At 73.8% G+C, this 12251-nt stretch carries 8 protein-coding genes; 5 read left to right on the plus strand and 3 right to left on the minus strand.

What is annotated here, in order from left to right:
• Positions 1-48: 48 nt before the first annotated feature.
• Together guaA and HHX35_RS09800 are read left to right on the plus strand one after the other, a co-directional pair.
• Positions 49-1596: a glutamine-hydrolyzing GMP synthase gene (guaA, locus tag HHX35_RS09795; RefSeq protein ID WP_139573591.1), complete on the plus strand. Its 1548-nt coding sequence runs from the start codon at positions 49-51 to the stop codon at positions 1594-1596.
• 92 nt (positions 1597-1688) lie between these two features.
• The gene (locus tag HHX35_RS09800; protein WP_310738991.1) at positions 1689-2909 is read left to right on the plus strand and encodes an acyltransferase; all 1221 of its coding nucleotides are present in this window, start codon (positions 1689-1691) and stop codon (positions 2907-2909) included.
• Here HHX35_RS09800 and HHX35_RS09805 read toward each other — a convergent pair.
• A complete protein-coding gene (locus HHX35_RS09805; protein WP_182898544.1) occupies positions 2848-3585 on the minus strand; it encodes a polysaccharide deacetylase family protein in 738 nt (245 codons plus the stop codon). The genes HHX35_RS09800 and HHX35_RS09805 overlap by 62 nt on opposite strands.
• 219 nt (positions 3586-3804) lie before the next feature.
• Between HHX35_RS09805 and HHX35_RS09810 the strand changes: the two genes are divergently transcribed.
• From HHX35_RS09810 to HHX35_RS44570, 3 genes are read left to right on the plus strand one after another with little or no spacing between them, the layout of a single operon-like run.
• Entirely contained in the window at positions 3805-5769 is a 1965-nt protein-coding gene (locus tag HHX35_RS09810) for a glycosyltransferase family 2 protein (RefSeq protein ID WP_182898545.1), read from the plus strand.
• Positions 5766-7376, plus strand: coding sequence for a glycosyltransferase (locus HHX35_RS09815; protein WP_182898546.1), 1611 nt, complete (start codon positions 5766-5768; stop codon positions 7374-7376). The genes HHX35_RS09810 and HHX35_RS09815 overlap by 4 nt, the downstream gene beginning before the upstream one ends.
• A 41-nt stretch (positions 7377-7417) precedes the next feature.
• On the plus strand, positions 7418-10840 hold the full coding sequence (locus HHX35_RS44570) for a glycosyltransferase (protein ID WP_182898547.1): 3423 nt from the start codon (positions 7418-7420) through the stop codon (positions 10838-10840).
• Between the two features lie 24 nt (positions 10841-10864).
• Here the strand turns inward: HHX35_RS44570 and HHX35_RS09825 are convergent, their stop codons facing one another.
• Complete coding sequence (locus tag HHX35_RS09825) at positions 10865-11272, minus strand: DUF3592 domain-containing protein (protein ID WP_182898548.1); 408 nt, start codon at positions 11270-11272, stop codon at positions 10865-10867.
• 110 nt (positions 11273-11382) lie between these two features.
• Entirely contained in the window at positions 11383-12225 is an 843-nt protein-coding gene (locus tag HHX35_RS09830) for a hypothetical protein (RefSeq protein WP_182898549.1), read from the minus strand.
• Positions 12226-12251 lie beyond the last annotated feature (26 nt).

The raw sequence follows: 12251 nt of genomic DNA on the forward strand, positions 1-12251 counted from the left end.
CGATAGACTGGCGTTACCGCCTCGCTGCCTTCATGGGGGTCCTTTCCAGTGTCTGAGTTCGACACGGTCCTCGTCGTGGACTTCGGCGCGCAGTACGCGCAGCTGATCGCACGACGGGTGCGTGAGTGCCACGTCTACTCCGAGATCGTCCCGTCGTCGATGCCGGTGTCGGAGATGCTGGCCAGGAAGCCCAAGGCGATCATCCTGTCCGGCGGCCCTTCGTCGGTGTACGCCGAGGGTGCTCCGCCGGTTCCCGACGGCCTGTTCGAGACCGGGGTGCCGACCTTCGGCATCTGCTACGGCTTCCAGGCCATGGCCCGGGCGCTCGGGGGCGAGGTCGCCAGGACCGACTCTGCCGAGTTCGGCGGGACCGCGCTCAAGGTCCTCCAGGAGGGCCTGCTGTTCGCCGGCCTGCCCGTCGCGCAGACCGTCTGGATGTCCCACGGCGACTCTGTGGTCGGCGCCCCCGCCGGGTTCGCCGTCACCGCCGCCACCGCCGCCACCCCCGTCGCCGCGATGGAGGACCCCTCGCGCGGCCTTTACGGCGTGCAGTTCCACCCCGAGGTGCTCCACTCCGAGCACGGGCAGCAGGTGCTCAAGCACTTCCTCGAGGCGGCCGGCTGCCGCCCCTCGTGGACCATGCTCAACATCGTCGAGGACGCCGTGGAGGCCGTGCGCGCCCAGGTGGGCGACGGCCGGGCGATCTGCGCGCTGTCGGGCGGCGTCGACTCCGCCGTCGCCGCCGCGATCGTCCAGCGGGCCATCGGCGACCGGCTGACCTGCGTCTTCGTCGACCACGGACTGCTGCGCAAGGGCGAGGCCGAGCAGGTCGAGCGCGACTTCGTCGAGGTGACCGGCGTCAAGCTGCGCGTCGTGGACGCCTCCGAGCGCTTCCTCAAGGCGCTGTCGGGCGTCACCGACCCGGAGGAGAAGCGCAAGATCATCGGCCGGGAGTTCATCCGGGTCTTCGAGGACGAGCAGCGCGCGATCCTCGCCGACGGGCCGGTGGACTTCCTCGTGCAGGGCACGCTCTACCCCGACGTGGTCGAGTCCGGCGGCGGCACCGGCACCGCGAACATCAAGTCGCACCACAACGTGGGCGGGCTGCCCGAGGACCTCAAGTTCGAACTGGTCGAGCCGCTGCGCACGCTGTTCAAGGACGAGGTGCGGCGGGCCGGCGAGGAGCTGGGCCTGCCCGCGGCGATGGTCTGGCGCCAGCCGTTCCCCGGGCCCGGCCTCGGCATCCGGATCATCGGCGAGGTCACCCGCGAGCGCCTCGACCTGCTGCGCGAGGCCGACGCCATCGCCCGTGAGGAGCTCACCCGCGCCGGTCTCGACCGCGACATCTGGCAGTGCCCGGTCGTGCTGCTCGCCGACGTCCGCTCGGTCGGCGTGCAGGGCGACGGCCGCACCTACGGCCATCCCGTCGTCCTGCGGCCGGTGACCTCCGAGGACGCCATGACCGCCGACTGGGCGCGGGTGCCGTACGACGTGCTGTCGCGCATCTCCACGCGGATCACCAACGAGGTCCGGGAGGTCAACCGGGTGGTCCTCGACGTGACGAGCAAGCCGCCGGGCACCATCGAGTGGGAGTGACCGCGGATCTCTGATCGGGGATCGGTAAGCGGGGATCAATGAGTGGGGATCAATCGGATTGATCCCGACCGTGCCGGATAGAGTGACGCGGTGTGATTGCCACTCACCCCGTCACCGATCGGTCAGGTGCGAAGGTCACCCGGCTCGCGTGGCTCGACGCCCTGCGAGGGATCGGCGCGATGGCGGTGGTCGCCGAGCACGCGCTGCCCTGGCTCATGCCGTCGCTGCGTCCCTACTGGTTCAGCCTCGGCATGTACGGCGTGCTGGTCTTCTTCCTGGTCAGCGGGTACATCATCCCCGCGTCCCTGGAGAACAGGGGCGACGTCGGAGCGTTCTGGGTCAGCCGGGTGTTCCGGCTGTACCCGCTCTACCTGCTGGTGATCGCCGCCGTGCTCGTCATGGCGTTCTGGGTTCCGGTGCGCCAGGAGGTGCCCCGGCATCCGTCGGCCGTGGCCGCGCACGTGAGCATGCTGCTCGACGTCGTCCACACCGGCGCCCTGGCCGACCCGATGTGGACGCTGTCGTACGAGATGGTGTTCTACCTGCTGGTGACCGCGCTGTTCGTGGGCGGGGCGCATCGGCGCAGCGGGACGCTGGCGATCGCCTTCGGCGTCGTGGCGGTCGCCGCCGGGCTGGTGCTGTCGGCGCCGCTGCTGCCGGGGCCGTGGCCCGCCGTCGCCGCCTGCGTGCTGTTCCTCGCCGGGCTGGCCGGCCTGATCACCGGCCGGTTCCGTACGGTCGCGGCGTACGCGCTGGGCCTGATGGCGCTCGTGCTGCTCGTGTTCGGCAGCTTCGTGCCGTGGTTCGGGGCGGCCATCCTCGCGGTGATGTTCACGGGGACGGCCCTGTACCGCTGGGAGCGGGGCACGGGCGGGCTCGGCCCGGTCGTGGCCGCGGCGGCCCTGGTGGCCGCCGCGCCGGTGTGGTCGATCCAGGCGGGCTGGTGGTGGGTGCAGCCCGACGTGTGGATCACCACCATCGTCCTCGCCGGCGGGACGTTCGCGCTCGGCATGGTGCTGCGCGGGCGGCGCGTCCCCGGCGTGCTGACCTGGCTCGGCCTGATCAGCTACTCGGTCTACCTGGTGCACCACCCGCTGCTCAAGTATCTGAACGCGCTCGCCGGCGACCTTCGGTCGCTCACGCCGACCGGCCAGGCGGCCGTCGCGCTCGGCTATCTCGTGGCGCTGCTCACGCTGAGCTGGCTGACCTATCGCTTCGTGGAGGCGCCGGCCCAGGCGCTGGGCCGCAGGATCACTCGGCGGCGGTCGTCGTCTCCATCCCCGACCGGTCGGGATATACCTGTCCCGGGGTGAGCTCCTGGCCCTCGAGCAGGGTGGACACCGTCACGAAGCTGTAGCCCTCCGCGGTCAGCGTCTGGAGCACCTCGGGCATCGACTCGACGGTCTCCTTGATGGTCTCGTGCATCAGCACGACCTCGCCCTCCCCGGCCACATCCAGGGCCCGGTTGGTGAGAAGGTCCACATGCCGGTAATCCTTGATGTAGTCCTTCGTGGCGGTCGTGCCGGGCACCTGGATGAGCCCGAACTTGGCGGTGATCTCCTCCACGCCGCCGTTGCGCAGCCCGCCCGGCGCGCGGAAGAGCTTCGGCGTCTTGCCCGTCGTCTTCTGGATCAGCCGCTGGGTGTCGCCGATCTTCTTGTTGATCTGGGCGTACGTCAGCTGGGTCAGATAGCTGGCGTCCCACGAGTGGTTGCCGATCTCGTGGCCCGACTTGGCGATCTGCTGAGCGAGCTTCGGGTGCTTGTTCACCTCGGTGCCGATGAGGAAGAACGTCGCCTTCGCCTTGTAGGTGGCGAGGGTCTTCAGCAGGGTCTGCAGGTACGGCCCCGGACCGTCGTCGAAGGTCAGGGCGATGCATTTGTGGGTCGCGCAGTACGGTTCATCGGTCCCGCGAGCTTGCGCAGGGGTGGCGGCGGCCGCGGCGAGGGCGCACGCGACGGCCAGAGGGATCAGACGACGTACAGCCATGGGGTACTCCTCGGGGGGATCTATAACGCGGCATCGTAACGTGCTCCGCGTAACTTCCTCCTCTTCAGTCCGGTTTCGTACTGACCACAAACCTTCGTCCACCTGGGAAGGGAGCGATTAAACCTTCGGCCAAGGAAGGGACTAAGGCCGCCCCCTCGCGAGTGCGGTTCGCGATGCTGGGCCGGTCGGAAGAGGAACCGGGCAGCGTGAGGAGGGCGGGTGACGCGAACCGCCACCCGGTCGGCGTGGGGGACGTGGATCGGGTTCGAGTCCTGTCCCGCGCTGCTCGGCCGCCTCGTCGAGGGCTTCGCCGGTCCCTGGATCCCGCTGGAGGACGTTCCCGTCCCCGATTTCTCTTCAGCTCCGGTGGGCGACGCGGAGGCGAGCCAGGACGCGGCCGAGGAGGCGGTACGGGACGCGGCGCCGGACGGAACCGGCGCGACCGCATGCGTCGTGCTCGCCGCGCGGTCCCCGGCCGACCTGCGCAGGGCGGTACCGCTGCGCGGCCTGCTGCCCACCACGACGCGGGTGCGCGTCGCCGTCGCCGACGTGCCGCCCTGGGCGGCCCAGCCGCTGCCTGTCGCCGCTCCGGGCGCCTGCTGGCGGCACCTGACCGAGATGCGGGTCTCCCGCCGGGGCCGCGGCTGGCATCTGGAGGCCGCCTTCACCGAGCCGGTGCCGGCCGGTGACGTCGTGGCCCACGTCGCGAACGGCCTGTTCGGCGGATGCGAGGCGGCCACTCCTGTGGCGGGACTGGAGGGCGGTGTCACGGCCGACTGGCGGCCCGGCGACCCCAACGTGACGCTGTCGCCGCCCGGTGGGCCGGTGCCGGACCGCCGCGACGCCCCGGGCTGCGACCTGCCGCTGCGCCGGGCGGAGGCGGGCGGCCCTGTGATCGCCGGCCCTGTGATCGCCGGCCCTGTGATCGCCGGCTCTGTTGTCGCCGGCTCGGTGGTCGGCTCGGTGGTCGCCGGCTCCGACGGCTTGCTGCCGCCGCTGGACGAGGCCGTGGTCAACCCCATCGGATTCCGCCAGCATCCCTCGCAGGGGATGGCGGCGCTCGCCGCGCACCGGGACGGGTTCGTCGTCACCCTCGGCGGGAACAGGCTCGTACGGCTTCCGGCCTCTGGACGGGTCACGGACGTGGACGTCGCCCGCCTCCGGGACGTGCGCGGGATCGAGGTGCCCGCGCTCGACCCACAGGCAGGGGAGGGGCGGGCGCGTGAGGTCGCCCGCGTCGTGGCAGCCCTCTCGGCCGCCGGGATCCCGGTGCTCGCCGCGCCCGATCCCGCCCGCGACCGGGCACTGGGCCCCGCCCTCGTCGCCGCGCTCGCCGCCGTGACCGGGGAGGCGCTCGTGTCCGACCTGCGCCGCGAGGAGCTGAGCATCCGGCTGCGCAGGGCCGCGCTGCGCGAGCACGGAGCCGTCGCCCGCTGGCGGCGTCTGGCCCTGGCCGCCGGCCTGCCGGTGCCGCCGGACCCGAAAGTCTCGATCCTGCTGTGCACGCGCCGCCCGGAGATGGTGCCGTTCGCGGTCGAGCAGATGGAGCGCCAGCGCGGCGTGAGCGCCGAGCTGATCGTGGGGCTCCACGGCTTCACCGCGCGCGAGGCGGCGATCCCCCGCACGGGGCTGCCGGTCACCGTGATCGAGGCTCCCGCCGCGACGCCGTTCGGGGAGGTCCTGAACCGGACGGCGGCCGTCGCCTCAGGGTCGTACCTCGCCAAGGTGGACGACGACGACTGGTACGGGCCCGACCACCTCGCCGACCTCCTGCTCGCCCGGCGCTACAGCGGCGCCGACCTCGTCGGCTCGGCCGCGGAGTTCGTCTACCTGGAGCCGCTCGACGTGACGATCAGGAGGTGCATCGGCACCGAGCGGTTCGCGCCGCTGGTGGCCGGGGGCACGATGCTGGTCACCCGGGCGGCGTTCGAGGCGGCCGGCGGCTTCCGGCCCCTGGCGAGGACCGTGGACGGTCAGTTGCTGCAGGCGGTGGAGGCCGTCGGCGGCCGGATCTACCGCACCCACGGCCTCGGCTACGTGCTGCGTCGCCGCAGTGCGTACGGCCACACCTGGCGCCAGCCCGTGCAGTCGTTCCTCGCGTCCTACCAGGAGCAGTGGCGCGGGCTGGTCTTCAACGAACTGATGGAGGACGGTGCCCGATGGCGGGCGGAGGTGAGGACGTGACGGGGGCTACGCGCATCCCGCTCAACGACTACGGGGTGCTCGGAGAGCCGCCCGCGCCGGGGGAGTGGACCCCCACGCTCACGGTGAGCGTGGTGATCCCCGCATACCGCGCGGAGCGCACGCTGCCGCTGACGCTGGCCGGCCTGGCCCGGCAGACCTACCCGGCGCACCTCATGGAGGTCGTGGTGGTCGACGACGGCGAGCGGCCCATGGAGCCGCCGCCCGAGTCGTCGGCCGGGCCGCTGCCGGATCGGCTGCGGGTGGTACGCCCGCGCGGCGGGGCGTGGGGGAGGGCGAGCGCCTGCGCGGCGGGGGCGGAGGCGGCCGAGGGCGAGGTGATCCTCTACCTGGACGCCGACCTCGTGCTGTTCCCCGAGCACGTGGAGGCCCAGATGCGCTGGCACCACCTGGCCGACTACCTGGTCGTGCTCGGGCACCTGCGCTTCGTGCCCGGCCTCGACGAGGTCCCGGCGAGCGAGGTGCTCGCGGCGGTCGAGGCGGGTGCGGTGCCCAAGCTCTTCGCCGAGGAGGACGCCACGCCGCAGTGGACCGAGCGGCGCTGGGACCAGACCGACGACCTGCGGGCGGCCGGTTTCAGCGCGTTCTCCGTCATGGTCGGGGCCACCGCGTCGGTGCCCGCGCGCCTGCTGCGCGCCGCAGGAGGGCTGGACGCCTCGCTGGTCCTCGGCGAGGACACCGAGCTCGGCTACCGGCTGGCCCAGGCGGGGGCCGTGTTCGTGCCCGACCGCCGCAGCCGGTGCTGGCACCTCGGCCGGTCCACCGTCATGCGCCGCGAGCCCGACGTGAAGCGGCACAACTGGCCCCACCTCGCCGAGCGCGTCCCGAGCTTCCGCTGGCTGCGCAGGCACCCCCACCGCACCTACCTCGTGCCGTACGTCGAGGTCGTGGTCGAGGTGGGAGACGCGTCGTTCGAGGAGGTCAGGGCGACCGTCGACGCCGTGCTCGCCGGGCGGCTGCCCGACGTGCGGGTGACGGTCGTCGGGCCCTGGGGACGGCTCGGCGGCGGGCGGCGGGACCCGCTCGGCGACCCCTCGCTCGACCTGCGCCTGGTGCTCGCGTGCTACCAGGGCGAGCCGCGCGTGCGGTTCCGCGAGGCCGTGCCGGACGACTGCTTCCCCGTGCCGTTCCGCTTCCACTGCCCGCCCGGCTGGGTGCCGTCGCGCGGCACCATCGGGTCGGTGGTCAAGCACGCCGACCGGCAGCGGCTCGGGATCGTCTCGCTCGCGCTGGACGAGCGCGAGGACGGCCGCGTCGTGCACGCCCGCCTGGAGCGGACCGCCGCGATGAGCCGCGCCCGCCACTGCGCGGGGCCGGGGGACGACCTCGGCGACCTGGTCCACGAGATGTACGGCACGGTGTGGGACGCGGGCGACAAATGGGGGTTCCTGCCCGCCGCGCTCGCCGCGACGACCGCCCCGCCGGTGCCCGGCCGCGCCTGGACGGACGCCCCCGGAGAGGCCGGGGCCGCGAGGGCGCTCCGCAGTCCCCGCCACCAGGGCCGGCTGAGCCTCTCCGGGGCCAGGCGGCTGCGCCGCACCGCCCGGCTGCTCCGCAGGCGCCTGCGCGCGCTCGTGCGCCCGGCCTGAGCCGCGCGTGTTTCCCGCTTCGCCGACCCTAAGGACCGCCCGTGCCCCGCCTCAGCGTGATCGTTCCGATCTACGACGTGGAACCGTACGTCGCCGGCTGCCTGGCCTCGGTCGCCGCGCAGACCTGGCAGGACATCGAGGTCGTCATGGTCGACGACGGCTCGCCCGACGGCAGCGCCGAGATCGCCGCCGGCTTCGCGGCGCGCGACGGCAGGTTCCGGCTGGTCCGCCAGGCCAACGCGGGGCTCGGGGCGGCGCGCAACACGGGCGTGCGGCACGCGACCGGGGAGCACCTGATGTTCCTCGACGGCGACGACCTGCTGCCGGCGCACGCCCTCGAATGCCTCCTGGCGTCCCTGCAGCGGTCGGGATCGGACCTCGCCACGGGCAACGTGCTGCGCCTCGACGGGCGCGGCGCCCGCCAGTCGGCCATGCACCGGGCCGTCTTCGCCGACGCCGCCGCGGCCACCCACATCACCCGGGCGCACGCGCTCCTGCGCGACCGGCTGGTCACCAACAAGCTGTGGCGCCGCTCGTTCTGGGACGCACACGGGTTCGCCTTCCCCGAAGGCGTGCTCTACGAGGACATCGCGGTGGCCCTGCGCGCCCACTTCCTCGCGCGGGCCGTGGACGTGCTGCCCGCGCCGGTCTACCTGTGGCGGCGGCGCGAGGGCGGCGGCCGCTCGATCACGCAGGACAAGACGCAGGTCGCGCATCTGAAGGACCGGTTCGCCGCCGTCACCGAGGTCCGCCGCTTCCTCAGTGAGCACAACTTCACCGCGCACATCCACGCCTGGGACCACGCCGTGCTCGACGGCGACCTCACGAACTTCCTCGACGTGCTCGACCAGGCCTCCCCGGCGTTCCGGGAGCGCTTCCTCGACCTCGCCGGACTGTACCTGGAGGACGTGGCGCCGCCCGTGCTCGACGGGCTGCCCGCGCTGCGGCGGCTGCAGTGGCATCTGGTGCGCCTGCGCCGCCTGGCCGAGCTGCTGGAGGTCCTGGCCTGGGACCGGGAGGTGAAACCCGACCGGCGGCTCGTCCGCAGGATGGGCGGCCACCACCTGAACGTGCCCCTCGCCCGCTCCGCCGACCGCGAGATCCCCGCCACCGTGACCCGGGCCAGGGACGAACTCGTCCCGCGTCACCGCATCGACGCGGTCCGCTGGGAGAACGGCGTGCTCGTGGTGGAGGGGCGTGCGGCCCCGCCGTACCTGCGCCCCACCCGGCGGGTCCACCAGCAGGTCTTCGCCGCCCTCGTCCACGAGCGGACCGGGCGGCGCGTCCGGGTGCCGGCCTCGGTCACCAGGGCCCGGGTGTCCACGAAGTCGAAGGAGCGCGACTGGGGCGGCTTCCGGCTCGCCATCGACCCCGCGACCCTGGCCAGGCCCGGCCGGCTCGGGCGGTGGCACGTCGAGCTGCGCGTGCTCCACCGGGGCGTCCTGCGGCGCGGACGGCTGACCGACCCGCGCGCCGCCGCCTCGACCGTCGAGCAGGCGGGGTATCGCACCGTGGGCCCCGACCACTACGTCGCGCCGCTGCTCGGGGAGACCGGCGCCCTCGTGCTGCGGGCCGAGCGGGAGACCGCCCGGGTCGTCACGCGGGAGGTGCGCGACGGCCGCCTGCGCCTGGTGGGCCACGTCGTGAACGACCTCGGCCCGAGCCCGGTGCTCCAGGTCACCCGGCGCCCCGGAGGCGTCCCCCGCGCCTATCCCGTGCACGTCGACCGGCGTACGTTCGAAGCCGTCGTCGACCTGCGGGACCTGCTGCCCGCGTCCCGGAGTCCGCGGATCGCCGTGCCGGCGGAGGTCGCCGCGCCCGAGGCGTGGTGGGAGGTCGAGGTGCGGGCCGCCGACGGCACCGTGACGCCCGTGACCGTCGCCGAGGACGTGCCCACCGGCCGGTACGGCCTGGCCGGCCGTGAGATCGTCGTGACCCGCGACCGCACCGGCGGCCTGGTGCTGCGGGACCAGCCCGTCGCGGCGTACGCCGACCTCGCCGAATGGCTGCCCGCGCGCCGAGGGGGAGGCGGCGAGTTGCTCGTCGAGGGCGGTCTCGCGGTGCCGCACGAGATGTCCGCGCTGGTGGTGGCCGCCCTCGACCACGTCGCACCCGGCACCCGCGTGACCCCCCGGCGCGGGGAGTGGCTGCTGCCGATCGAGGGAGCGGGAACCCGCTTCCGGGCGCGGCTGACGCCCGAGCAGGTCGGCTCGCCCGCCGGGCCGCTGCCGCTGCCGCGCGGCCGGTACGCTCTGGCGATCCGGGCACGCGCCGCCGGAGGAGAGTGGACGGACCTGCCGCTGGAGTTCGACACGGACGTGCCGGCGGCCCACCAGACGGCTCGCCGTACGTTCGGGATCGTCACGTCGGGTCCGGGCCGGGCCGTGCTGACCGTGAGCGGCGACCTGACCGCCGACGAGCGCGGCAAGAAGGCCCAGCGGGTGCTGCGCACGAGGACCTATCCCCAGATGAGGGACAGGCCGCTGCGGGACGCCGTCCTGTTCGACGGCGGCGCGGGCACCCGCTTCGGCGGCAGCCCGAGGGCGGTCTGCGAGGAACTGCGCCGCCGGGGGACCGACCTGCCGCTGCTGTGGAACGTGCGGGACGGCCAGGTCGCCCTGCCCGGCGACGTCGAACCGGTGCGCACGCTGGGACGGGAACACTACGAGGCCCTCGCCCGATGCCGTTACGTCGTCACCGACGCGCCGCTGCCGCCGTGGTTCGAGCGCAGGCCCGGCCAGGTGGTCGTGCAGACCTGGCAGCAGCCCGTGTACACGCCGGAGGACGCCGCCGGCGGTTCCGGGGCGGGTCAGTGGACCCATCTCGTCTCCGCGGGCCGGTGGTGGACGCCGCTGCTGCGGCGGACGTTCGGCTTCGAGGGAGAGGTGCTGGAGACCGGCCTGCCCTGCGACGACCTGCTGACCGGACCCGGCGCCCGGGAGCGCGCCGCCGAGGTGCGGCGCCGCCTCGGCCTGCCGGAGCGCGCCCACGTCCTGCTGTACGTCGCGGGGGAGCACGACACGCTCGACGCCGGACGCCTGGCGGCGCGACTGACCGGCGACCACGTCCTGCTGGTCCGTCACCCGGCGGGGGCCGGGACGGACGGCGTCCGCCTGCGGGACGTGAGCGGCCATCCGGACCCGCACGAGTTGTACCTCGCCGCCGACGTCCTGATCGCCGGGGACGTGGCGGCGGTGTTCGACTTCGCCGTGACGGGACGCCCGGTGCTCCTGCACGCCGGCCGGCCGCGGGACCTGTGGCTCCTGCCCGAGGCGCCGGGGCCGGTGCTGCACGGTAACGCCGGGGGCGGCGCCGGTGGAGAGGACGAGGTGCTCGACGCGCTCGCGCACCTCGGCGAGGTCGCGGACAAGCACCGGGACGCGTACGCCGCGTTCCTGGCGAGGTATCGGCCGATGGCCGACGGGCAGGCCGCCCGCCGGGTGGTGGACGCCCTGTTCGGCTGACCGCCGCGACGCGGGTGCCGCCAATCAGGTGACGGCGGCGCCCAGCATGGCGAGGCCGATGGCGAGGAAGACGCAACCGGCGATCACCAGTGCCACCGATCCGGCCAGGCCGCGTCCCGACGAGGTGTCCATCCGCGCCTTGCGCGGGTCGTCCGGGTCGTACAGCACGACGACCTGGCGGCCCGTGAGGCTGAAGATCTCGAAGGAGCCGCCCCTGGTCTGGCCGACGGTCTCGATCTCGGCGCCGTCGAGCGTGCGGAAGCGCAGGATCGGAAAGTACTCGTGGGAGTCGGTCCTCCATACCCGGTGGCTGCCGACGACGATCCCCGGCACCCGGTGTGCCGAGGCGAGGAACGCCCGGCCGCTCCGGAACTGGTGAATCCCGCCGGCGATGAACGCCACGCCGAACGCCAGGGCGAAAATGCCGAACACCGGTCGCGCCCTCCCCTGCGATGCGGACGGCGGCGCCTCCGGCCGCCCAGGCCCGATCCCCTCGCCGGAATCTACCGGGCCCTGCCGAGCCCGGAAAGATCGGTTGACGATCAGGGGTCGAAAACGTCTATCGCGCCCATGGCGATCCTGGCCCGCACGTCCTCCACCGTCATCGACTGTCCCGAGGCGCCGCGCACCAGCACCGGCCAGTGCGCCGCGGCGGCCTCCACCAGTTCGGCCGCCAGCACCTGCGATCCGGGCGTCTCGAACACCTCCAGCAGCACGCAGGTGCCGGGGGCGTCTCCGAGCGTTTCGCGGGTGACCGAGGCGGGTCCGGGCGGGGTGGCCCGCGCGTCGGCCAGCTGAACCCAGACCCGGGCGGGCCCGCGTTCCAGCAGCGCGTCCGCCTCCTCGCCGTGGCCCGCCAGGCCGCCCAGTGACCGGACGAGCCGTTCGACGTGCCGGGGCGTCACATCAGGGGGGAGCGCCATCGTCACGAGGGCGACCCGGCCACGGCGCGCCGCGGCGGGGGACGGGTCGTGCCATGTCGCGGCGTCGAAGAAGCCCGCCCGCCGCTTCGCCAGCCGCCGGTGGAACTGCTGGACGGTGAGGATCTCGCCGCCGAAGTCCCTGACGAGCAGCGGCCAGCGATCGGCGGCCGCCAGCACGATCTCGGCCGCGAGCCACTGGCTCCCGGGCTCGCTGGTCATCTCGAGGACCAGAGCGGACCGGGGCGGCAGGTCCAGCGCGGACGCGTACGCGGCCCGGAGGTCCTCGTAGCGGAGCAGCCCCGGGTCGAGCCACGCCCAGACGGTTCCCCCGTCGCGTTCGAGGACCGCGTCGGAGTAATCGGGCGAGCCCTGGCCGGCCTCGCCGCCCAGCGACTCGACCAGTTCCCGTACGTCGCCGGACGTGACGTCCGCCCCGAGGACGACGATGACGTTCCTCGACACCCGATCCCCTCCCCATCGCTCGGTGG

It is taken from the genome of Microbispora sp. H10830, from assembly GCF_014161375.1.
Classification (GTDB): Bacteria; Actinomycetota; Actinomycetes; order Streptosporangiales; family Streptosporangiaceae; genus Microbispora; species Microbispora catharanthi.

Coding starts and splice junctions, on each gene's coding strand:
- HHX35_RS09805 (WP_182898544.1), bottom strand. CDS start 3,585: ATGGCTGTACGTCGTCTGATCCCTCTGGCCGTCGCGTGCGCCCTCGCC.